The 22,602-nt window shown below is 73.6% G+C and carries 19 protein-coding genes; 9 read left to right on the forward strand and 10 right to left on the reverse strand.

The window, feature by feature from the left end:
• Positions 1 to 58 precede the first annotated feature (58 nt).
• Complete coding sequence (locus GA0070606_RS15510) at positions 59 to 1,894, forward strand: NHL domain-containing thioredoxin family protein (protein WP_091100117.1); 1,836 nt, start codon at positions 59 to 61, stop codon at positions 1,892 to 1,894.
• 10 nt (positions 1,895 to 1,904) lie between these two features.
• On the opposite strand, the gene GA0070606_RS15515 is transcribed toward GA0070606_RS15510, so the two are convergent.
• From GA0070606_RS15515 to GA0070606_RS15525, 3 genes are read right to left on the reverse strand one after another with little or no spacing between them, the layout of a single operon-like run.
• The gene (locus GA0070606_RS15515; RefSeq protein ID WP_091100121.1) at positions 1,905 to 2,654 is read right to left on the reverse strand and encodes a LamB/YcsF family protein; all 750 of its coding nucleotides are present in this window, start codon (positions 2,652 to 2,654) and stop codon (positions 1,905 to 1,907) included.
• Positions 2,638 to 3,501, reverse strand: coding sequence for a 5-oxoprolinase subunit C family protein (locus tag GA0070606_RS15520; protein WP_091100124.1), 864 nt, complete (start codon positions 3,499 to 3,501; stop codon positions 2,638 to 2,640). Before GA0070606_RS15520 ends, GA0070606_RS15515 begins: the two co-directional genes overlap by 17 nt.
• Positions 3,498 to 4,187, reverse strand: a complete 690-nt coding sequence (locus tag GA0070606_RS15525) for a 5-oxoprolinase subunit B family protein (protein WP_091100128.1) — start codon at positions 4,185 to 4,187, stop codon at positions 3,498 to 3,500. Before GA0070606_RS15525 ends, GA0070606_RS15520 begins: the two co-directional genes overlap by 4 nt.
• Positions 4,188 to 4,295: 108 nt before the next feature.
• Here GA0070606_RS15525 and trhA point away from each other — a divergent pair, with 108 nt between their 5' ends.
• Entirely contained in the window at positions 4,296 to 4,973 is a 678-nt protein-coding gene (trhA, locus tag GA0070606_RS15530) for a PAQR family membrane homeostasis protein TrhA (RefSeq protein ID WP_091100132.1), read from the forward strand.
• 189 nt (positions 4,974 to 5,162) lie between these two features.
• On the opposite strand, the gene GA0070606_RS15535 is transcribed toward trhA, so the two are convergent.
• Positions 5,163 to 5,450 (reverse strand): DUF6458 family protein, encoded by a 288-nt coding sequence (locus GA0070606_RS15535; RefSeq protein WP_091100135.1) that lies wholly within the window; start codon positions 5,448 to 5,450, stop codon positions 5,163 to 5,165.
• Positions 5,451 to 5,564: 114 nt separating this feature from the next.
• Here GA0070606_RS15535 and GA0070606_RS15540 point away from each other — a divergent pair, with 114 nt between their 5' ends.
• Complete coding sequence (locus GA0070606_RS15540) at positions 5,565 to 6,101, forward strand: SixA phosphatase family protein (RefSeq protein ID WP_091100139.1); 537 nt, start codon at positions 5,565 to 5,567, stop codon at positions 6,099 to 6,101.
• Between the two features lie 237 nt (positions 6,102 to 6,338).
• On the opposite strand, the gene GA0070606_RS15545 is transcribed toward GA0070606_RS15540, so the two are convergent.
• The 4 genes from GA0070606_RS15545 to GA0070606_RS15560 all read right to left on the reverse strand — a co-directional run bounded on the left by GA0070606_RS15545 (position 6,339) and on the right by GA0070606_RS15560 (position 11,309).
• Entirely contained in the window at positions 6,339 to 6,608 is a 270-nt protein-coding gene (locus GA0070606_RS15545) for a DUF6458 family protein (protein WP_043961115.1), read from the reverse strand.
• Positions 6,609 to 7,429: 821 nt separating this feature from the next.
• Positions 7,430 to 9,286 (reverse strand): acyl-CoA dehydrogenase, encoded by a 1,857-nt coding sequence (locus GA0070606_RS15550; RefSeq protein ID WP_091100141.1) that lies wholly within the window; start codon positions 9,284 to 9,286, stop codon positions 7,430 to 7,432.
• Between the two features lie 164 nt (positions 9,287 to 9,450).
• A complete protein-coding gene (locus GA0070606_RS15555) occupies positions 9,451 to 10,578 on the reverse strand; it encodes a PP2C family protein-serine/threonine phosphatase (RefSeq protein WP_091100144.1) in 1,128 nt (375 codons plus the stop codon).
• Positions 10,579 to 10,679: 101 nt separating this feature from the next.
• On the reverse strand, positions 10,680 to 11,309 hold the full coding sequence (locus GA0070606_RS15560; protein ID WP_176737330.1) for a septal ring lytic transglycosylase RlpA family protein: 630 nt from the start codon (positions 11,307 to 11,309) through the stop codon (positions 10,680 to 10,682).
• A 264-nt stretch (positions 11,310 to 11,573) separates the two neighbouring features.
• Here GA0070606_RS15560 and GA0070606_RS15565 point away from each other — a divergent pair, with 264 nt between their 5' ends.
• Both GA0070606_RS15565 and GA0070606_RS15570 read left to right on the forward strand, forming a co-directional pair.
• On the forward strand, positions 11,574 to 12,122 hold the full coding sequence (locus GA0070606_RS15565; protein ID WP_091100150.1) for a phosphoribosyltransferase family protein: 549 nt from the start codon (positions 11,574 to 11,576) through the stop codon (positions 12,120 to 12,122).
• 60 nt (positions 12,123 to 12,182) lie between these two features.
• On the forward strand, positions 12,183 to 12,656 hold the full coding sequence (locus tag GA0070606_RS15570) for an ASCH domain-containing protein (protein WP_425413051.1): 474 nt from the start codon (positions 12,183 to 12,185) through the stop codon (positions 12,654 to 12,656).
• A 17-nt stretch (positions 12,657 to 12,673) separates the two neighbouring features.
• Here the strand turns inward: GA0070606_RS15570 and GA0070606_RS15575 are convergent, their stop codons facing one another.
• Positions 12,674 to 13,555, reverse strand: coding sequence for an LLM class flavin-dependent oxidoreductase (locus GA0070606_RS15575; protein WP_091100152.1), 882 nt, complete (start codon positions 13,553 to 13,555; stop codon positions 12,674 to 12,676).
• A 98-nt stretch (positions 13,556 to 13,653) separates the two neighbouring features.
• Between GA0070606_RS15575 and GA0070606_RS15580 the strand changes: the two genes are divergently transcribed.
• From GA0070606_RS15580 to GA0070606_RS15595, 4 genes are all read left to right on the forward strand, one after another.
• On the forward strand, positions 13,654 to 13,974 hold the full coding sequence (locus tag GA0070606_RS15580; RefSeq protein ID WP_091107773.1) for a PadR family transcriptional regulator: 321 nt from the start codon (positions 13,654 to 13,656) through the stop codon (positions 13,972 to 13,974).
• Between the two features lie 62 nt (positions 13,975 to 14,036).
• Entirely contained in the window at positions 14,037 to 15,134 is a 1,098-nt protein-coding gene (locus GA0070606_RS15585) for a hypothetical protein (RefSeq protein WP_091100155.1), read from the forward strand.
• A gap of 101 nt (positions 15,135 to 15,235) precedes the next feature.
• The gene (locus GA0070606_RS15590) at positions 15,236 to 16,036 is read left to right on the forward strand and encodes an AAC(3) family N-acetyltransferase (protein WP_091100158.1); all 801 of its coding nucleotides are present in this window, start codon (positions 15,236 to 15,238) and stop codon (positions 16,034 to 16,036) included.
• A 240-nt stretch (positions 16,037 to 16,276) separates the two neighbouring features.
• Entirely contained in the window at positions 16,277 to 18,622 is a 2,346-nt protein-coding gene (locus GA0070606_RS15595; protein ID WP_091100162.1) for a flagellar hook assembly protein FlgD, read from the forward strand.
• Positions 18,623 to 18,832: 210 nt separating this feature from the next.
• Here GA0070606_RS15595 and GA0070606_RS15600 read toward each other — a convergent pair whose 3' ends face one another.
• Positions 18,833 to 22,246, reverse strand: a complete 3,414-nt coding sequence (locus GA0070606_RS15600; RefSeq protein ID WP_176737331.1) for a S8 family serine peptidase — start codon at positions 22,244 to 22,246, stop codon at positions 18,833 to 18,835.
• Positions 22,247 to 22,602 lie beyond the last annotated feature (356 nt).

Consider the following 22,602-nt stretch of genomic DNA (forward strand, 5'->3'; position numbering starts at 1 on the left):
AGCGAGCCCGCTCGGGGTGCCGCCCGGCCCGGCCGGTCGCGTCCGGCAGACTGGGCTCATGAGCGCACGAGTACGGGCCCCGGAGCTGCGCGGCCGGGGCTGGCTGAACACCGGCGGGCGGGACCTGAAGCTGTCCGATCTGCGCGGCAAGATCGTGGTTGCCGACTTCTGGACCTTCTGCTGCATCAACTGCCTGCACGTGCTCGACGAGCTGCGACCGCTCGAGGAGAAGTACGGCGACGTGCTCGTCGTGATCGGCGTGCACTCGCCCAAGTTCGAGCACGAGAAGGACCCGGACGCGCTGGCCGCCGCCGTCGAGCGGTACGGCGTCCACCACCCCGTGCTCGACGATCCCGAGCTGGAGATGTGGCAGCAGTACGCGGCCCGCGCCTGGCCCACCCTGTCGGTGATCGACCCCGAGGGCTACGTCGTGGCGACCATGGCCGGTGAGGGTCACGCCGAAGGGCTGGCCCGCCTGATCGACGACCTGATCGCCACCCACGAGGCGAAGGGCACCCTGCACCGGGGCGACGGCCCGTACGTGCCGCCGGCCGAGCCGGAGACCACCCTGCGCTTCCCCGGCAAGGCGGTGCTGCTGGGCAACGGCAACCTGCTGGTGTCGGACTCGGCCCGGCACTCGCTGGCCGAGCTGGCCCCGGACGGCGAGACGCTGGTCCGCCGCATCGGCGCCGGTACCCGGGGGCGGGCCGACGGTCCCGCCGGGGCGGCCACCTTCTCCGAGCCGCAGGGGCTCTGCCTGCTGCCCACGCACGCCGCCGAGGTCGCCGGCTACGACCTGGTCGTCGCCGACACGGTCAACCACCTGCTGCGCGGCGTACGCCTCTCCGACGGCGAGGTGGTCACGGTCGCCGGCACCGGCCGGCAGTGGCGCTCGACGGTCGACGACCACGCGCACGACGCGCTCTCGGTCGATCTTTCCTCCCCCTGGGACCTGGCCTGGTACGACGACAAGGTCGTCGTCGCGATGGCCGGCATCCACCAGCTCTGGTGGTTCGACCCGGTGAAGCGCACCGCCGGCATGTACGCGGGCACCACCGTCGAGGCGCTGCGCGACGGCCCGCTGGCCGAGGCGTGGATGGCGCAGCCGTCCGGCCTCTCGGTCTCCGCCGACGGTGCACGGCTCTGGGTCGCCGACAGCGAGACCAGCGCGATCCGGTACGTCGAGAACGGCGTCATGGGCACCGCCGTCGGGCAGGGCCTCTTCGACTTCGGCCACGTCGACGGGCCGGCGGCACAGGCCCTGCTCCAGCACCCGCTGGGGGTGTGCGCGCTGCCGGACGGCTCGGTGCTGGTCGCCGACACGTACAACGGGGCGGTGCGCCGCTTCGACCCGGAGGGCGACCGGGTCTCGACGGTCGCCGACGGGCTCGCCGAGCCGAGTGACCTCGTGCTGACGCCGGCCGGCGAGGTGCTGGTGGTGGAGTCCGCCGCGCACCGGCTGACCCGGCTGGCGCCGGGCGCGCTCTCCGCCGCGGGGGCGAGCACGGTCGACGGGCCCCGGCTCCGCGCCGAGCGCAGGCCCACCGACGTGGCGGCCGGCGAGGTGGCCCTGGACGTGATCTTCACTCCCGCGCCGGGGCAGAAGCTCGACGAGACGTACGGCCCGTCGACGCGGCTGGTGGTCTCCGCGTCGCCGCCGGAGCTGCTGCTGGAGGGCGCGGGGACCGGCACCGAGCTGTCCCGTCGGCTGGTGGTGAACGGTGCCGTGGCCGGCGGCGTGCTCCAGGTGACCGCCCAGGCGGCGACCTGCGACGCGGACGTCGAGCACGCGGCCTGCCACCTGACGCGCCAGGACTGGGGCGTTCCGGTCCGGGTGATGGACGGCGCCGCCGCCCGCCTTCCGCTGGTGCTCAGGGGTCTGGACGACGCCTGACACCGACCTCTCAGGCGAACGGGGCGAGCGTCACCCCGGCGTCGATGAGGGCGGCACGGACCAGTTCGGCGCAGCGGACCGCGCCGGGGGCGTCGCCGTGCAGGCAGATCGACTCGACGGGGCACGGGACGACGCTGCCGTCGACGGCGACCACGGTCCGCTCGGTGGCCATCCGTACGGCGCGGGCGGCCACCTCCTCCGGGTCGGTGACCAGCGCGCCGGAGGCGGTGCGCGGCACCAGTCGGCCGTTGGGCAGGTAGCCCCGGTCGGCGAAGCCCTCGGCGACCACCCGGAGCCCCGCCCCGGCGGCGAGCTGGGCGAGGACCGAGCCGGGCGAGCAGAGCAGCGGCAACTGGTCGTCGTAGTCGCCGACCGCGGCGACCAGCGCCGCCGCCTGGGCCTCGTCGCAGGCGGCGGCGTGGTAGAGCGCCCCGTGCGGCTTGAGGTAGCGGACGCGGGTGCGGAACAGCCGGCAGAACGCGTCGAGCGCGCCGAGCTGGTAGGTGACCTCGTCGCGCAGCTCGGCGAAGGCGTACGCGATGTGCCGCCTGCCGAAGCCGGCGAGGTCGCGGTAGCCGACCTGCGCGCCGACGGCGACGCCGCGCGCGGCGGCGGCCTCGCAGACCCGCCGCATGGTGGAGGCGTCGCCGGCGTGGAATCCGCAGGCGACGTTGGCGGAGGTGACCAGGTCCAGCAGCGCGGCGTCGTCGCCGAGCCGCCAGATGCCGAATCCCTCGCCGAGGTCAGCGTTGAGGTCCATGGAACCTGACCGTAGTCCCTGGGCGGGCCTGCGCGAGCGGGGTCACGTCGTCCACCACCCCGACGACGGGGTACCCGCCGGTGGTCGGATGGTCCGCGAGGAAGACCAGCGGCTGGCCGTTCGCCGGCACCTGCACCGCGCCGAGCACGATGCCCTCGCTGGGCAGTTCCCCGGCCACCGCGCGGGGCAGCGCCGCGCCGGTGAGTCGCGCGCCGACCCGGTTGCTCACCGGGCTCACCGTGTACGCGCTGCCGAACAGCCGGTCCAGCGCGGCGGCGGTGAACCAGTCGTCGCGGGGGCCGAGTCGCAGCGTGAGCCGCAGCTCGGTCGGGGTGGGCGCCGCGACGGTCACGTCCACGCCGGCGGGCGGGCCGGCGGGCGCCCCCAGGGGGAGCAGGTCGCCGTCGCGCAGCGGCGGCGGGCCGAGCCCGGAGAGGGTGTCGGTGGCGCGGCTGCCGAGCACCGGTTCGACGGCGATGCCGCCGCCGACGGCCAGCCAGTTGCGCAGGCCCTCGCGGGGCGGACCGATCCGCAGCACGGCACCGGCCGGCACCGAGAGCGGCCGTCCGACGTCGCCGGGGCGGTCGCCGACCCGGACGGTGGTGCCGGCACCGGTCACCGCGACCGTCGCGGCGCGGGGGAAGCGCAGGTCGCAGCCGGTCATGGTGATCTCCAGGCCGGCGGCGTGCTCCGGGTTGCCGACGAGCCGGTTGGCCAGCCGCAGCGCGGCCGGGTCGAGCGCGCCCGACCGGGGCACGCCCAGGTGCGCCCAGCCGGCCCGGCCGAGGTCCTGAACGGTGGTCAGCGCCCCGGCGCGGAGCACCTGGACCGTCGCGGCCCCGGTCACGCGGCCACCAGGCGCACCCCGGTGCCGGGGGTGAGCCGGGCCGGCGGGTCCGCGTGCACGTCGAAGAGGGTCATTGCGGTACGTCCGACCAGCAGCCAGCCGCCGGGCGAGGCCGTCGGGTAGATCCCGGCGTACGGGCCGGCCAGGGCGACCGCGCCGGCCGGCACCCGGGGACGCGGACTGGGCAGCCGGGGCACCGCCAGTTCGGCGGGGAGCCCGGTGAGGTAGGCGAACCCGGGGGCGAAGCCGCAGAAGGCCACCCGGAAGTCGGTGCGGGTCAACCGCTCGACCACCGCGGCCACGTCCACGCCCCAGTGGTCGGCGACGGCGGGCAGGTCCTCGCCGTCGTACGTCACGGAGACCTCGACCGGGTCGGCGGTGGGCCGGTCGGCGGGGGTGTGCGGTCGGGGCGCCCAGGTCGCGATCCGCGCGGCGGTCGCCGCCGGGTCGGGCACGCCGTCGAGCAGGACGGTGGTGGCTGCCGGCACGATCTCGTCGGCGGTCAGCTCGCCGCGCTCGCGCCGCCGCCACAGCTCGGCCCGCCACGCCTCGACGAGGCCGGCGGTCGCCCCGGGATCGGTGGCCTCCTCGGCGGCCTGGGCCCCTCCGGTGCCGGTTGTCCGGGCCGCTTCCGGCGTGGTGCAGTCGAGCAGCAGGGCGTGCGCCCCGACGGGTCGGATCCGCATGTCGACATACTTCCCGACGGGTCCGCCGGTACGGAGTTCGACCGATCGACGTCCCACGTGACCGGACGCACTACTTGCAGGTAACCTACGGTGTCGTAACCTGAGAGCGTGACCACCTCCGCACCGCTTCGACTCAAGCCGGTCGACATCGGCAAGCCCCGGATGCGCGGCTGGCTACATGCGTACGCCTTCTTCGTCGCTCTCGTCTGCGGGATCGTGCTCAGCGCGATCGCGGCCTCCCGCCCCGGCTGGGCACCCCTGGTGAGCTGCGTGATCTACAGCCTGACGGTGTGCGGGCTCTTCGGCACCAGCGCCCTCTACCACCGGCGGGTGTGGTCCGAGCGCGGCTACCAGATCATGCGCCGCATGGACCATTCGATGATCTTCGTGTTCATCGCCGGCACGTACACACCGTTCTGCGTCCTGCTGCTGGAGCCCCGGCCGGCCGCGATCATGCTGTCGCTGGTCTGGGGTGGGGCGGTCGCCGGCGTGGCGCTGAAGATGGTCTGGCCGCACGCCCCGCGCTGGGTCTCCGCGCCGCTCTACCTGGCGCTCGGCTGGGTCTCGGTGGCGATGCTGCCCGACATCCTCCACCGGGGCGGCGTGACCGCACTGGTGCTGCTCATCGTCGGCGGCGCGATCTACAGCGTCGGCGCGGTCTTCTACGCGCTGCGCCGGCCCAACCCCTGGCCCACCGTCTTCGGGCACCACGAGTTCTTCCACGCCTGCACCCTGGTGGCCGCGCTCTGCCACCACATCGCGATCTACTTCGCCCTGTTCGCCTGACAGGCCTTGCGTCCCGGGCGGATCCTTCCGTCCGGGACAGGCCCCGGGGCGGCGCGTGACCGGGAGTCCGGCGAGGGGTGTCGACGGCCGTCGACACCCGAAGTCGCCGCACACGCCACGGGGCCCACCACGCGACCCGGGGCCCCGCCACGCTGGCGGAGCCCCCGGGTCGGAACGGTGTCGGAACGGTCAGACCGTGCGGCGCGGCCGGCGCACCTCGCGGTACTCCTCGACGACCCGGTCGTCCTGCACCGGCACGACCCGCTCGGCGACGACCCGGTCCTCGGGGACCGGCCGGGCGACGACGGTGCGACGGCGCGTGTTCCAGAAGTGGAGCGTGACCAGCAGGCCGGCCAGGCCGGCGAGCATCAGCACCCAGCCGACGACGGCCAGGTTGAGCCAGCCCAGATCCGCCTCCACGGCGAACGCGAAGATCGCACCCAGCGCGATCAGGAAGATACTGCCACCAAAACCCATGTCGTCGCCTCCTCGGCTGTCCCTGGCGTCTGCCTCCGCCGCGGCCATCGGTGAGGTTGCGGCATCCATCGACTTACCCAGGCGCTCTGATCGTCAATCGGGCAAGCTGGGGACATGACGGACGCTCACGCCGAGGAACGGACACTGGTGCTGCTCCGGCACGCCAAGGCGGAGCCGCCGGGGGATGTGCTGGATGTGCAGCGCCCGCTGGCCACCCGGGGCCACGCGGACGCGGCGGCGGCCGGCGCCTGGCTGGCCAAGCACGAGTTGCTGCCCGACGTGGTGATCTGCTCGGCCGCCCGACGCACGCGGGAGACCTGGCACGGCGTGGCGATGGGCATGACAGGGTCACCGGCCGAGGGCGGCTCGGCCGGCCCCGCCCCCGTCGTGCACTACGAGGCGGACGCGTACGAGGCCCGTCCCGAGGACCTGTTGGCGCTGGTCAACAGGGCCGACCCGGCTGCCCGCACCGTGCTGCTGATCGCCCACAACCCGGGCATCTCGCTGCTCTCCGCCCTGCTCGACCCACTGCGGGCGGACCAGGACGGGCTGCGCACCAGCGACGTCGTGGTACACCGATCCGTGGGCGACTGGGCCGGCCTGGGCCGGGGAGGGGCACCGATCGCCGCTCGGCACACCGCACGCGGCTGAGCCATCCGCACGGCATCCGGTTGCGGCACCGGGCCGGCCGACTGCCCGCGGCTGAGCCACCCGTACGCCATCCGGTTGCGGCACCGGGCCGGCCGACTGCACGCAGCTGAGCCATCCGCCCGGTGCTCGGCGGATGGCTCAGCGGCCACGTACCGTCGGCCCGCCGCCGGCCCCGGGTGCGGGGGCGGTGAGGCGCGGCTCAGCGGCCGCAAATCGTCGGCCGGCCGGCTCAGCGACTCAGGACGGTGGCGCCGTCGGCGGCGGCGGGTCGGGCGGTGGCGGCATCATCGCCGTGGGATGCGAGAGCCGGTTCTCCTCCACGATCAGTGTCCGTGCCCGCTTGCGGCGGTCCTGCCAGAACCAGAGCGTGGTCAGGAGCACCGCGAGCCCGGCCAGGATGAACACCCAGCCGACCGCGCGCAGGTCGACCCACCAGACGTTGGCCCGGATGGCGAAGGTGAGGATCGCGCCGATCGCGATCAGGAAGATCCCGCTACCAATGCCCATGTGCGCTGCACTCCCCCGTGCGGTGGCTCTGGGCGTTCTCTGACGTGGTCCCGCGACGGTTACCCGCCACGCCGCCCGGCTACCCGGACGGGGTCCCCGAATAGCGGCCCGAGCCTCGTCCGCCCCGGCAGGCCGGCGGCCGTCCTTCCGGAGCCGCTAGGACGCCTCCACGACCACGCAAAGTGACACCATTGAAGGATCGGGCGAAACTACCTACGGTCACCGGGGACCGGCGCCACCTAAGAGGGCTAATCGGTCAGAAATGCTCTTACCGCCCATAACTAGCCGCTTGGCGCTCCGCCACCGACACCTGCTCCGGACGCTTTGCTCTGCAGCCATGGACGCACCGGGCACCCGGAGTCACTGGCGCCTCCGTGGGTGCAGAGCAAAGCGTCCGGAGAGGTATGGGCCGAGCAGTCGCATGACATGACGCTCGGTGAGCAAACCTGCCGAGTTCGCCGACGAGTCCCACGTGCACCGAGGAGCTTCCGCAGGGATTCCCGACGCCGGACACCGTTGGCAGACCGGCGAACCAGCGAACCAGCCGGCAGGCGGACCAGCCGGGCCGGGCGGACCAGCCGGCAGGCGGACCAGCCGGCAGGCGGACCAGCGGACCAGCGGGGCCGCGCGGACCAGCGGGGCGCCGGACCGGCGCGTGGCGAGGGCGGATCGTGGCGTGGACGAACGGCGTCGGGTTCAGCGGATGGACGAACGACGGCCGGCGGGCTGTCGCCCGCCGGCCGTCGTCGTCGGATCACCGTCGTGTCAGCGCCGGGTCGCCCCCGGCTCCGCCGCCGCGCCGTGGCGCGCTACGGCGTGTCTCAGAAGGCCTCCTCCGGGAGGTCCATGATGTCCAGGTCGGTGCCCTCGATGATCCGCCGGTCGGCGCCGATGCGGGGCAGCACCTCGCGGGCGAAGAACCGGGCGGCGGCCACCTTGCCGGTGTAGAACGCCTTGTCGGCCGCGGAGACCTCGCCGGCCAGGGCCTTGAGGGCCACGTCGGCCTGCTTCTGGAGCAGCCAGGCCACGACCAGGTCGCCGATCGCCAGCAGGAACCGGCGGCTGCTCAGGCCGACCTTGTAGAGCGCCCGAGTGTCGCCGCCCTGCGCCTCGCCCAGCCAGCCGGTCATCACGCCGAGGATGTTCTGGATCTCGGCGAGCGCCTTGCCGAGCGCCTGCCGCTCCTCCTTGAGCTGGCCGTTGCCGCCCTCGGTGGCGATGAACTCCTGGATCTCGGCGGCGACCACCATCAGGGCCTTGCCGTTGTCCCGGACGATCTTCCGGAAGATCAGGTCGAGGCTCTGGATCGCGGTGGTGCCCTCGTACAGGGTGTCGATCTTGGCGTCCCGGACGTACTGCTCGAGCGGGTAGTCCTGCAGGAAGCCGGAGCCGCCGAAGGTCTGCAGCGACTCGTGGCCGAGCAGCTCGTACGCCCGCTCCGAGCCGACGCCCTTGACCAGCGGGAGGAGCAGGTCGTTGACCCGCTTGGCGAGCTTGGTGGCCTTCTCGTCGCCCGCCGCCTCGGCGATGGCGACCTTGTCCTGCCAGGTGGCGGTGTAGCAGACCAGGGCGCGCAGGCCCTCGGCGTACGACTTCTGCAGCATCAGCGAGCGGCGCACGTCCGGGTGGTGGGTGATCGTGACGCGCGGCGCGGTCTTGTCCGCCATCTGGGTCAGGTCGGCGCCCTGCACCCGGCTCTTGGCGTACTCGAGGGCGTTCAGGTAGCCGGTCGAGAGGGTGGCGATGGCCTTGGTGCCGACCATCATCCGGGCGCTCTCGATGATCATGAACATCTGCCGGATGCCCTCGTGCTTCTCGCCCAGCAGCCAGCCCTTGGCCGGTACGCCGTGCTCGCCGAAGGTCAGCTCGCAGGTGTTGGAGACCTTCAGGCCCATCTTGTGCTCGACGTTGGTGGCGAAGACGCCGTTGCGCTCGCCCAGCTCGCCGGTGTTCTCGTCGAAGTGGTACTTCGGCACCACGAAGAGGGACAGGCCCTTGGTGCCCGGCCCGCCGACACCCTCGACGCCGACCGGGCGGGCCAGCACGTAGTGGATGATGTTGTCGGTCAGGTCGTGCTCGGCGGACGTGATGAAGCGCTTCACGCCCTCGATGTGCCACGAGCCGTCGGGCTGCGGGATGGCGCGGGCCCGCCCGGCGCCCACGTCCGAGCCGGCGTCCGGCTCGGTGAGCACCATCGTGGAGCCCCACTGCTTGTCGACGAAGAGCTTCGCCCACTTCTTCTGCTGCTCGGTGCCCTCGACCTGGAGCACGTGCGCGAAGGACGGGCCGGAGGCGTACATCCAGATGGCGGCGTTGGAACCGACGATCAGCTCGGCGAGGGACCAGACCAGCGCCCGGGGCGCGTTGCTGCCCTCCAGCTCGGCCGGGAGCTCCAGCCGCCAGAACTCGGAGTTCATGTACGCGCGGTAGGACTTCTTGAACGACTCCGGCAGCGGCGCGGTGTGCGTGGCCGGGTCGAAGACCGGCGGGTTGCGGTCGCTGTCCGTGTAGCTGGCGGCCAGATCCTCGCGGGCGAGGCGGTCGACCTCGGCGAGGATGTCGCGCGCGGTGTCGACGTCCAGGTCCGTGTACGGCGCCTGGCTGAACGCCTGGTCCGCCCCGAAGACCTCGAAGAGGTTGAACTCGAGGTCCCGAAGGTTGCTCTTGTAGTGGGTCATGCTCGCTGGCCCCGCTTCCGGACAGGTGTTACCGATCAGTAACCCCGACTGTATTACCGAGGGGTAGGCAGCGACAAGCCGATCACCGAAGTGACGGCGATTACACACTTCCCGTTCAGGTTGCGATGGGTCGTCCCGCACCCGCATGAACGGCCCGGGTCGGCTCAGCTCTCGGCCGCGCCGACCTCCCAGCTCGGGACGACGGCGGTCACGCCTTCGCGCGAGCCCGTGTACTCCATCAGGACCAGGGCGATGTCGTCGTCGAGGCGGCCGTGCACCCACTCGACTAGAGCGGTCTCCAGCGAGGCGAGCCCGTCGGCGACGGTGCCGTGACCGAGCAGCCGCCAGGCCCGGTCGGCGGTCGGGAAGAACTCACCCTCACGCCGCGCCTCGCCGAGCCCGTCGGTGAAGAGCAGCAACCGGTCGCCGGGCTCCAGCCGCTCGACCCGCGGGCGGACCACCGGCATGAAGCCCAGCGGCGGGGCGGGCGCCGGCGGCTCCAGCGGGATGACGGCGCCCCGGCGCAGCAGCAGCGGCGGCGGGTGGCCGCAGTTGACGATCGTCAGCGTCCCGCCCCGCTCCTCGACCAGCGCTGCGGTGACGAAGTCCTCGTCGCCCACGTTGCGGGCCACCGCCCGGTCCAGGTCGGTCACGATCGCCCGCAGGTCGGCCCGCTCGTACGCCACGTGCCGGTAGGAGCCCAGCACGATGCTGGCCAGCCGGACCGCGTCCAGCCCCTTGCCCCGCACGTCACCGATGATCATGCGTACCCCGTACGGCGTGTCGATCGCCTCGTACAGGTCACCGCCGATCTCGGCCGTGGCGGTGGAGGAGATGTAGCGGGCCGCCACCGAGAGACTGCCGACCTGGGGCCCGAGCGGCCGCAGCACGGCCTGCTGCGCCACCGCCGCGAGCCGGGACAGCTCCGCGATCCGTTCGGCCTGCCGCTGCCGTACACCCGCGGTGACCGCCGCGATCCCGGCGCCCAACGCGATGCACGTGACGGCGATCGCGGTGGAGAGCGACACGGACCGCTCGCCGAGGGCGAAGCCCGCCCCGAGCGCGGTGGCGGTGGCACCCACCCCGAGGACGATCCGCCACGACGCCAGCGCGGCGGCCAGGAAGGGCGCGGCGACCATGAGCGCGATGTAGTTCGCCGGCCGCCCGTCGGCCAGTTCCACGGCCGAGACGAGCGCGAGCAGGACGACGGCCGCGCCGAGGCCGGCGCGGGATCCGGGGCTCAGCGGGCCGTGGCCCGACTGGAAGGGTTTCGTGCGTACGAGGGACAGCATGCCTGATGGACGTGAACGGGTGAATGAACCTGGCCCGTCGTCCGAGGATGTTCTGACCGCGCGGATCGTCCGGCCGCCCCGATCGCCGGCCGGAGCAGGGCTCAGCCGAGCACCTCGTAGCGGACCTCGACGTGCCCGGCGTCGAGGGAGGCGATCTCGGCGAACGCGGCGCGGGACAGGTCCAGGCAGCGTCCCTCGATGAACGGGCCGCGGTCGTTGATCCGCACCGTCACGGACTTGCCGGTCGCCGGGTTGGTCACTCGGACCTTCGTGTCGAACGGCAGGGTCTTGTGGGCGGCGGTCAGCTCGGACGGGTCGAAGTACTCGCCGTTGGCGGTGAGCTGCCCCTCCGAGTAGAACGAGGCGCCGCACGAGCCGCTGTCCACCACGGGGCGGGCGGTGCTGGTCTTCTTCGTGGCGGTGGGCTTCGGCGTGGCGGTGCGCGGCTTGCTCCGGGAGGGCGCCTGGGTGGACCGGCTGGCCCTGGGGCTGGCGGTCGCGCTCGGCGACGCGCTGGCGCTGGGCGAGGCGGCCGGTGAGCTGGGGGCCGCGCTGCTCGGCGTGCCGGCGGGCGAGAGGTCCACGGCTACCGGCCGGGCGGCATCCGAGCCGGAGGTCAGCCGGACGGCTCCGACGGTGCCGCCGACGGCGAGGGCGACCCCGACCGCAGCGGCGGCCGCGATGCCGGCCGGCGAGGAGAACATGCGGGTACGGGAGTGCCTGCCAGCCACCGAACCGGTCCTTTCGTCATCTGAACAAACCGGGTCGGACCGTAACGAGAGAAGCACTTCCGAAGTCAACGTGATCATGGTGGTATGCCCGTAATTATGGTGATACGTGTAGCCGATCATCCGACCCGGCGTCGGCCGGGCGGCCCGGGTGCGCGGCCGGTCGGGAGCACGGCGCGCCGAGTGAGCGGCGCCGGTCACGGCCGACGGGGTCGCGCGATGGCGGGCGGGTCGCGCGGGCGCGCCCGCTGGCGCAGGATGGTCCGCATGCCCTCCGAGCTGAGCGGACGCCTGGCCGAGCTGGTCCGGTGGATGGATCCCGGCCCCGGCGCCAGCCACCTGGTCAGCGATGTCTCCGGCTGGTGGCGGGACCCGCAGGTGCTCGCCCGGCTGGGGCCGGCCCTGGTGGAGCCGTTCCGGGCGGCCCGGCCGACGGTCGTCGTCTCGCCCGCGGTGACGGGGTTCCTGCTCGGGCCGCTCGCCGCGACGGCGCTCGGGGTGGGCTTCGTCCCGGCGCACAAGCCGGGCGACGGCCGGTTGCCCGCCGGGCCGCTGACCTGGGCGCAGAGCCCGCCCGACTTCCGCGGGCGACGGGTAGACCTGGCCGTCCGGGAACACGGCCTCGACCGGGGCGACCGGGTGCTGGTGGTGGACGACTGGGTCGCCACGGGAGCCCAGGTCCGCGCGCTCTACGAGATCTGCGCCGCGCGGGGCGCCGAACCCGTCGGCACCGCCACCGTGGTGCTCGACTGCCCGCCGGCGGTCGCCACCGAGCTGCGGATCCGAGGGCTGGTCGACGGCGACGCCCTGGCGTGACCTGGACGAACTCCTCGACGGCCGTGCAGACCCGGACGAGCGCCTCCGCGGAGCGGCCGAATGCGCGAGCGCGAGATCGACGCCGGCGGTAGCGTCGGCAGGATGTGGCCTCGGATCGGCGGACTGCGCACCCTCGCCCTCGGCACCCCCGGTGAGCTGCGGACGCGACTGAACACCCTGGTGCTCGCCGGGGTGAAGACTGCGACCGCGGGCCTGACCGTCGAGTACGCCCAGGAGGGCGAGGAGCTGGAGCACGTCGGCGAGCGGCTGGTCCTCGTCGACGACGAGGACTCGCTGGTCGGCGTCGTCGAGGTGACCGGCGTCGAGGCGGTCCGCCTCGCCGACGTGCCGTGGGACTTCGCCCGCGCCGAGGGGGAGGGCGACCGCTCGATCGAGGAGTGGCGCGAGGGGCACGCGGCGTACTGGGCGCGGGTCGGCACCCCCGTCACCGACGACAGCGAGGTGGTCTGCGTCCGGTTCCGGCTGGTCTCCGCGGGCGACGGCGGCATCACCACCGGGGACCTCAGCACCTGAGCGTCCCGGCGGGTGGCTCAGGTGCGGCGCAGCTCCGGCAGCAGGCGGGTCGCCACGTCCACCAGGACGGACTCGTCGCCGGCGTACCAGCTGCTGGCCCGGGGCCAGTGCGTCACCACGTCGGTGAAGCCGAGGGCGGCCGCCCGGCCGACCTGGTCGGCGAAGAACTGGGCGCTGCGCAGCGAGAAGGCCGGCGCCGAGTCCAGCGAGAGGTAGCGGTCGAGGGTGCCCGGGTCGCGGCCGGCGGCGGCGAGCGTCTTGTCCATCCGGGCGGACAGCTCGGCCACCCCGTCCCACCAGCTCTCCAGGTCGTCGCCGCCGGGCCCGGTGGTGACCCAGCCCTGGCCGAACCGCACGACCAGCCGCATGGACCGGGGCCCGTTGGCGGCCATCACGAACGGCACCCGGGGCGTCTGGACGCAGCCCGGGTTGTTCCGCGCGTCCACCGCCGCGAACCAGTCGCCCCGCCAGGTCGTGCCGTCCTCGCGCAGGATCAGGTCGAGCAGTTCGGTGAACTCGGCGTAGCGGTCCACCCGCTGGCGCGGCGGCAGCGTCTCCCCGCCGAGCACGGCCGCGTCGAAGCCGATGCCGCCCGCGCCGAGGCCGAGCAGCAGCCGCCCGTCGGAGACGTCGTCGAGCGCGGTGACCTGCCGGGCGAACGCCGCCGGGTGGCGGAAGTTGGGCGAGGCGACCAGCGTCCCGAGGCGGATGCGGGAGGTCACCGTCGCGGCGGCGGTCAGCGTGGTCACCGAGTCGAACCACGGCCCGTCGACCAGGTCGCGCCAGCCCAGGTGGTCGTACGTCCAGGCGTGGTCGAAGCCCCACTCCTCCGCCTGCCGCCACCGGCGACGCGAGTCTGACCAGCGCTGGTCGGGGAGGATCACGATGCCAATCCGCATGATCGCCAGCCTAGCGGCCAGCACCGGCCCCGACGCCGACCCACGCGACACCCCTTGCCATGCATCGATGATCTGAATATCTTGACACGGTGGCCGCGATGCGCGAACCGACGTTCCTGATCCTCACCGCGCTCGCCGGCGGTCCCCGGCACGGTTACGGCATCGTCCAGGACGTCACCGCCCTCTCCGCGCAGCGCGTCTCGCTCCTGCCGGGCACCCTCTACGCCGCCCTGGACCGGCTGCACGCGCAGGGGCTCGTCGCGCCCGACCGGGAGGAGACCGTCGACGGCCGGCTGCGCCGCTACTACCGCCTCACCCCCGACGGCGTCCGCGCCCTGGACGCCGAGACCGCCCGGCTGCGACAGCTCGCCAGCGCCGCCGAGACGCGGCTGCGCGCCCTGCGCCCCGGGCTCGCCTGACCCGCCCGCAAGCCCGCGACGCACGCTCCGCGGCGGGCGCGCGTACCGACGAGAGGACGGCCATGCCGACGAACGGCGACCCGCTCGCCCGCCGCTACCGGCGGCTGCTGTTCTGCCATCCGCGCGAATACCGGCGGGCCCGGGCCGACGAGATGGTCGGCGTGCTACTGGACGCGGCGCCGGCCGGCCGCACGCGGCCGACCGTGCGGGAGGCCGCGAACCTGGTCCGGCACGGCCTGCGCTGCCGGCTGGGGCGACCGGCCAGCCGCACGGTCGGGGTCTGGGCGGCCCTCACCGCCGTCGTCTGCGGCCTGTTCACCGCCGCCCTCGCCACCCGGGCCGCCTGGGAGACCTCCCGGCCGATGCCGGACCGGGCCGAGACCGCCGCCGTCGTCGCCGCCGTGCTGCCCGGGCACGACCTCGGCGAGGTCGACCTGTCGCCCGCGCTCTTCACCTTCTACACCCAGCCGCTCACCGTGTGGCACATCGACAACCTGATCCTCGGGGACGGCGGCGAATACGAGCAGAGCGAGGTCACGGCCGAGGTGGTCGGCGCGCCCACGGCGTCCGCCGAGGAGGCGCTCGCGCTGGCGCAGCGGCGTTTGCGCGAGACCGGCTGGCAGGTGTACGAGCCGACGGTCGGCCGATACTCCGGCTGCGCCGACAAGTTCTGCTCGCGAGTCACGGACACCACCGAGACCACGCTCCCCGCCCGACGTGGGGACACCGAGGTCGCCCTCCACGTCCGCGCCGAGACGCCCGGCGACACCGTCGGACTCCGGCTGGAGCTGCGCCGGACGACCCCGCCGGCCGTGTTTCCGGCCGGCGTCGCCAGCGGCTTGCTCGGCGCGGGCCTCGGCTGGCTGGTCTTCGGCTGGGCGAGCCGCCGCACCGAGGCGGCGCACCCCGCCCGGGGCGCGGTCACCGTCCTGTATGCCATCACCATGTTCCTGTGGTGGACGCCCGTCCTGCTGGCCGCTCCCGCCCTGGTCGGGCACCACGTCGACGAGCCGCACCCGACGTGGCACCCGCTGTGGGAGTGGCTCGGCCAACCGGTCGCCTCGCTCCTGTTCGTGGTGGGCGCGGCGACCGCGCTGCTCGGGCTGGGCCTGGCCACCGTGCCGCGCCGGGACCCGCTGCCCAGCACGGCCGCCGGCTGACCGCCCCGGAGATCCCGCGTCGGGGCACCGTCGCCGCCGCCGACGGCCAGCCGGGCGGAAAGGCGGTGGGCGACGGACGACGGCCGCGTACGCTGCCCCGCGTGGATCAGCCGGCGCCGCACACTGTCGAATCCCTCGCCGCCGACCTGCGCGATCTCGGCCTCTCGGCCGGGGACGTCGTGCTGGCACACGCGTCGGTGCGGAGCCTCGGCTTCGTCGCCGGTGGGGCGCACGCGCTCGTGGCGGCTCTGCTGGAGGTGCTCGGTCCGGCCGGCACCCTGGTGGTGCCCACCCACACCCCCGACAACACCGACCCGGCCGGCTGGAACTCCCCGCCCGTACCCGAGGCGTGGTGGCCGGTGATCCGCGACCACACGCCCGGCTTCGACCCGGCGCGCACCCCCAGCCGGTACGTGGGAATCCTGCCGGAACTGGTCCGCACCTGGCCCGGCGCGCTGCGCAGCGACCACCCGCAGGTCTCCTTCGCCGCCCTCGGCGCGCGGGCCGGGGAGGTCGTGCACGGGCACCGCCTGGACGACGCGCTGGGCGAGCGGTCGCCGCTCGGCGCGGTGTACCGCCTCGACGGCAAGGTGCTCCTGCTCGGCTGCGGCCACGACGCGAACACGTCGCTGCACCTCGCCGAGTGGCGGCAGGCGTCCCCGCCCCGCGCCGAGCACGGGGCCTCGGTCCGCGGGTCCGACGGCGGCAGCCACTGGCTGACCTGGGTCGACGTCCTGACCGACGAGGACGACTTCGAACGGCTGGGCGCCGACTTCGAGGCGACCGGCGCGGTCGCCGAGGGCCGGGTCGGCCAGGCCACCGCGCGGTTGATGGCGCAGCGTGCGGTGGTCGACTTCGCCACCGACTGGATGGCCGTCCACCGCCGGCGCGCCGGCTCGTAGGCCGGCACCCGCGCCCCGCTGACGTGGCGTCCGGGCGCCGCGACGGTCCTTCCAGGACGATCTCCGGTGCTCGCGGCGCCGGCGCCGGCTGCTAAGATCCGGCAACTCGGCTGGGGCCTCCACGCGGGTCGCCGGTTCACGACCGGCCACCGTGCGGCGTGCCGCAGGAACAGCCTGCCAGCGAGACGCGTCCGGCCCCGGGCCGGAGCCTTCACCTTCTGTCCCGCAGGGAGGACGAGCGTGGTCCGAGGCTCGCTCAGCCGCGCCGGCATCGCCGGTGCCGTGTCGTTCGCACTCGCCGTGGGCCTGGTCCCGGTGACGACGGGTACGGCGCGCGCCGAACCGGTCCCGGGCGAGGTGGTCGTCCCCGCCGCGTACGTCCTGTCCCCCCAGACGCGGCTGCTGAGCGCCGGCCCCTCGGGGTTCCTCCGGCACGAGCCCACGCACGAGTACCTGTGGACGAGCTACGCCGGTGTCGACACCAGGCTCGCCATGTCCAGCACGGACGCGGTCACGGTCCCGGACTTCGGCGCCGGCTCGGACGTCGTCGCGAGCCCGAAGCTCGCCGACCGGACCGTCACGCTGCGGGACGTGACGACCGGCCGATCGCGTACGGTCGCGGTCCCCCTCGGTCACACGTACGTCAGCACCCTGGGGTCGACCGTCGTGACGACGGCGCAGGACCCGGCGGACGGCGACCACACGTGGCGTCTCCTAGATTCCCACGACGACGGTTCCGTCACCCCGCGCGCCGTGGCGGGCGTCCCCGACGGGGTCACGGCGGTGTTCGACATCTCGGGCCCGATCGGCGACGCGCGCGGCCAGGTGGTGCAGTACCGGGTGGGCGGCACGCCGCGCACCGGTTTCCTCGACGTCGAGCGCGGCCGGCTGGTCCCGCTTCCGTACGCCACCTACGGGAGCACCGGCACCGTCGTGCTCACCTCCACCCACCTGCTGTGGTGGCACGACGGCACCGTCGCCGTCCACGCGCGCGCCGACCTCACCGCCACCCCGCGCACCGTGCCGCTGACCGGGGACTCGCAGGTGCTGGGCATGGTCGGCGAGACGCTCGTGGTGGGCCGGCACGACCCCGCGACGGGCCCCCTGAATTACCTGGACCCGGTCTGGCGGGTCGAGGCCGTCGACCTCGGCGGGCGCACGGTGCGGACGCTGCTGGCCAGGTCGGCGGGCCTGCCCATGCCGACCCCGGACGGCCGGCTCCTGCTGCAGGGCGGCCCCGACGTGGAACGCTGGGGGATCTCCGTCGTCGAGGCCGTGGACGGCGGCGACGTGACGATCCGCAGGGTGGCCGAGGCGTACCCGCGCAAGCTCCAGGCGGTGTCGGGGCTGACCCTCACCCAGGGGCGGCTCAACACCCTGGAGCGGAGGAACGCCTGGCAGGAGCGTCGCCACCTGCACACCCGCGAGATCGGCGTGACGGGCTCCCTCGCGATCGGTGCGCGTACCGACCGGGGCCCCGGGCCCGCGAGCTGCGACACCACGGCGTGTCCCGAGCTCCACGACACCGGCGACGGCCGGACGGTCGTCTCGGGCCTCAGCTACGGCCGCACCGACGACGACCGGCAGCCCCGCCTCCTGGAGCCGACCGCGTCCATGCCCGGCCTCCGGATCGACGGCACCCGCACCTACCAGTCGGTGGCCGCCGTCGGCGGCCGCTTCGCGGCCCTGACCCTGCCGTACGCCGGCACGGCGGCGGAGACCCGCGTCGTCGACCTCGGCACCGGGGGCACCGTGTTCACGACCACGGCCCAGGTCGAGGCGTTGTGGGGCACCACCCTGTGGGTGCGGGACGGCAACGACGCCGTGTCCCCGGTCGACGTGCTGACCGGGCAGCGGGGCACCCAGGTGTGGTTCGGCCGGGGCTGCCTCCTGGAGGACCTGCAGGCCGTCGGGCGCTGGCTGCTGTGGACCTGCGTGGGCTCGGCACCCGGCCAGGGCGTCTACGACACCGTCAAGCGGACGAACCTGACCCTCGTCACCGGCACCGACTGGTCGTCGGCGAAGCTCGGCGACGGCTTCGTCGCGTCCGAGGTGGACGGGCAGCTGAAGATCACCGACGTCCGTGGCGGCACGGCGGTGTCGCGCGCCGCCGGGGCGTTCGCGTCGTGGCGCCCCTGGGACGTCGACCCGCACACCGGGGTCGTCGCCCACCTCGGCGCCGACGGCGGCATCCACCTGGTGCCCAGCGGCATCCCGGTCTCGCCGCTGGTCCGGCTCGACGCGGTCGTCCCCACGGCGGCCCACGTCAAGAACGGCACGGGGCACTGGAGCCCGAGGTGGTGGCTGTCCAAGCCGACCGCCTCCTGGCAGCTCGTGATCAGGGCCCAGAGCGGCGCGGTCGTCCGTACCCTCTCCGGCGGCCAGACGCGCGGCCTGGTCGCTCCGGTGTGGAACGGCGAGGACGACCGCCGCCGGCAGACGCCCAACGGCGACTACGCGTGGACGCTGACCGCCACGCCTGCCGACGGCCAGGGCGAGGCCCTGACCGCGTCGGGGACCCTGCGCTTCAGCAACGGGTGTCAGATCGGGGACCGCCCGCAGTTGGTCACGATCAGGTGCAGGTGACCCGGCCGGCCGCCCGGAACGGTTCACGAGCGACCCGCGTACTTCCCGGCCGTCGCGCCCGGCGCCCCGGCCGACGCCGCCCAGGGAGAGTTGACCGCACGCGGCACGACCACGCGTCCACCGGAGAGTGGACGCGTGGTCGCCGCCGCGAACAGTCGTACGCCCCGCAGCGTCTCCGCCCACGGGCGGCAGGTGTCGGAAGCGGGTCCGTCAGTGTCGCCGTGCGGCGGCCTCTCCGCTTCCGAACCGGTAACCGCGGATGATGGTGTGCTCTGCGGCATTGCCCCTGCCGTCGCTCAGTTTGACGCGTAGCGAGGCGAAGCCGGCCCCTCCCGGATTGACGATCATGGCAGTGCGCTTTCCGCCCGTCGACAACACCGGCACGGTGCGCCACGTACGGCCGTCGTCGAATGAGACGGCGACGGTGACGCGTTCGACGTTGCCCGCGTCGGAGCCCGGTTGTGCCCCGACGACGACGGGGACCGCGACTGCGCCGGACGGCGCGCGGTTGTGCTCGTCGAGCCGGGGATTGAACGTGGCCGAGAGGAGCGGCAGCCGTACGGGTACGTCGCCGGCCACGCGACCGGACCGGAACGTCCATGCCGCGTCGATCCTCGTGGACAGGTTGTCCGCGCCACGCTGGCTCCGGACCTCCAGCCGGTACGCGGCCTCCGCCTCCGGCACCTGGAATACCGTCTTGCCCCGAGGCGCGTCGGCCTCGCCGATCCTCACGCCGTCGCGGAACAGGGCGATCCGGATGTCCGCCGTGTCGTCCCAGCCGCTTCGGCCGTCGCCGTCGCTGTAGAGGGCGGGGGCCACCGTGACGGTGTCACCCAGCCGGGTGACAAACTCGTCCGGAACGCCGTGCCGGGGCTGACCGAACGCGGGACCGAACACGCCCCGGTTCCATTCCTCGACATACGTCCGACCCGGCTCGTAGTGCAGCGGGAGCGACTGACTTCTTCCGGTGACGACCGGAAAGCCTTCGGCGTCGTGCGCCTGCTCGTGGTGGTCTCCGATCCATCGCACGCCCTCGCCGGTGTAGTACTCGGTGTTGGTGAAGGGCAGGTCGAACGGGATGTTGAACGCTAAGCCGCCGGCGCCCGGCCGCGTAGCGGAGACCGGGAACACCGTCTTGTTCCCCCGCGTCACCGCGCTCTGCCGGGCATAGCTGGAACGGACCGTCGCGAGGTCGCGTTCGGTGACTCGTCGTTCGAGTCCGTTGGCCATGCGGCCCGGGACGTACCAGGCCCCGCGATAGACGTGGGGACTGTTGAAGCTCGAGCCGTCGGGCCCGGGCGTGGCCCACATGGCCTGGATGCTGGTTTCGAACCCGTCGACGACCTGGTCCGGGCCCAACTGCCCGGCGAAGACACCGCCGACCTGAGCGCCGAATACGCCGCTGCCGACGATCCCGACCCCGGTTCTGAATTCGGCGGCGACCGCCATGAACTGGCCGACGGCATCAGCTCGCGGCACGGTCAGCGACACCGGCCCGCCGCGCCGCGCATCCACCATGACCGTCCGGTCTCCCGACAGCTCCAGTCGCGGATGAGCCAGCAGGGTCGTCGTTGACGCGGCGGGATCGCCACCCGACACGTCGTCGACGGTGCTGGTGATGACGTATGACGCCTTGGGCAGCCGCAGGGTCACGGACCCGTCGGCGCCGTAGACCGACGCTTCGTCGGACGTGTCCGTTCGCCAGATCGTGGTCGAGTAGCTGTCGGCGGCCTGCCCGTTCCGGTTCGTGTGCACGAGTGTGAGGTCGTAGCTTTCCGGCTCGCGCTCCAGCCCGATCGGGACCGTGATCACGGTGTCGCCCTGCTCGGCGACGAGCTGCCCGCCGTAGCGCCCGTCGAGGTTGTTGGCACGAACGTCGGCGGTGACGGTGACGTTCGCGCTGCCGCCGGCCGCCACGGTGACACTCGTCGCCGACGCCGAGAACATTCCCGCTGGCGCCGGATTGCCGTCCGGCGCGACGGCCTTCACCTTCAGCGACAGGGTGACGGCCGCCGATCCGTGGTTGTGGAGGCTGATCGTCTCGGTGACGGGGGTGGCGTCGTGATGGGGCCAGGCCTGCCGGCCGAAGTTGACGCTTGGCGGGTCGACGGTCACCGTGGTGTCGAGTGCCCGCCCGATGTCGAGGCGACCCGCGCCCTGGGCGAACACCGACAGCGCCGGGTTCGGCCTCGCCGAGCCCATCAGCGCAGCCTTCAGTCGGGCGGGCGGCCAGGCCGGGTGACGTTGTGCGAGGATCGCCGCCGCCCCCGCCACGTGCGGCGTCGACATCGAGGTGCCGCTCATCGCCACGTAGGGCTGGGTCGCTCCGCCGCCGCTGCGAGCAGCGGTGATGTCCACCCCCGGAGCGGTGATGTCGGGCTTGACGGCGGCGTCCCCGGCCCGAGGCCCGCGGTTGGAGAACTCGGCGAGGCCGTCGGCCTTGTTCACGGCGCCCACCGCCAGAGCGGCGTCCGCGCTGGCCGGGCTGTTGACCGACGCGTCGGCGCCGTCGTTGCCCGCCGCCGCGACGAACAGGGTGCCGTACTGAGCCGTGAGCCTCTCGACGGCCTCCTCGACCGGGTCGAGGCCAGGCGCGTCACTCCCGCCGAGACTCATGTTGACCACATCGGCGCCCTGCTCGGCAGCCCACTGCATACCCGCCAGGATCCACGACTCCGAGCAGCCGAACTCCACACAGACCTTGCCGTTGAGCAGCCGCGCTCCCGGGGCCACGCCGCGGTACCGCCCCCCGGAGGCCGCACCGGTGCCGGCGATCGTCGACGCCACGTGGGTGCCGTGTCCGGCGTGGTCCCGGTCGTCCTCGAACCCGTCCGTAAAGTTCGCGCTGGCGGCGACCCGACCCGAGAGGTCGGGATGAGCCACGTCCACGCCGGTGTCCAACACCGCCACGGTGACGCCCGAACCGTCGTAGCCGGCCTGCCACGCCGCCGGCGCGCCCACCTGCGGAACGCTCTCAGCCAGCAGTGGCTTGCGCACACCGTCGAGCCACACCTTCGAGACGCCCGGAACGAGGGCCCGCTTGCCGGCCCGCGCCTGGGTGATTTCGGCCCACAGGTCGCCGTTGCGGGCCGACCGCACCGCGAAACCGCGCGCCCCGGGCAGTTCCCGCGCCACCCGTGCGTCCGCGGCTTTCACGGCACCGCGCGCCGACGCCGCGGATGCGCCCCCGTGACCGACGATGAGCGGAAGATCCTTGCGGCGGTCGTCGTACCCGAACTCCACCAGCGTCGTCACCTCGAACAGTCGAGGATCCAACCGGCCCGACGACACCAACGGCAGCGCGTCCGCCGGGATCACTCTCTGGCGTCCTCCGGCCGACTGCGTGACGAACCGCATCTTGTCCCGCCCGCGCCCGGGCTCGACCGTCACGCGTCCGCCCGCGACCGTGACCTTGTCGCCGGTCACGAGCGTCACCACACGCACGTCGCCGGCCGGGCTCATCCGCGCAACCGGCGACGACGTGGCCGCCGCCGGTTGAGCCACCAGACTCAACGGAAGCCCGAGAGCGACCACCGCGAGGCCGCCGCTCAGCCTTGTCCTGAATCGCATGCGTCTCCCACCTCTGGGTTTGGAATCCATCACCTCCACTGTGTCGTCGATCATGAAAACGTTACCCACCTCGCGCCGCCGGTCTGTCCGAGCGATCAGCGGGCCCGGAGGGGACCGGGGCTTCCGGGACTGGTGGCACGCCAACGGCACGCGACATGATCGCTGGCCTGGAGCACCGATGGCGCCGACGCTGAAATGATCTTCAGCAGGAAGTACGCCGCGTGGTCGCGACAGTGGCCCGTGAATGGCCCCGCCGGGCGCTCGTGGCCCGGGCAAGCCGAAGGCCCTGGCTGGGACTTGCGTCCTGACCAGGGCCTTTCGCATGGAGCGGGTGACGGGAATCGAACCCGCAGTGTCAGCTTGGGAATCGGATTGATTCACACGGTGGGTAGTCGCGCCGGCTGGTCGAG

This window comes from Micromonospora citrea (assembly GCF_900090315.1).
GTDB lineage: Bacteria > Actinomycetota > Actinomycetes > Mycobacteriales > Micromonosporaceae > Micromonospora > Micromonospora citrea.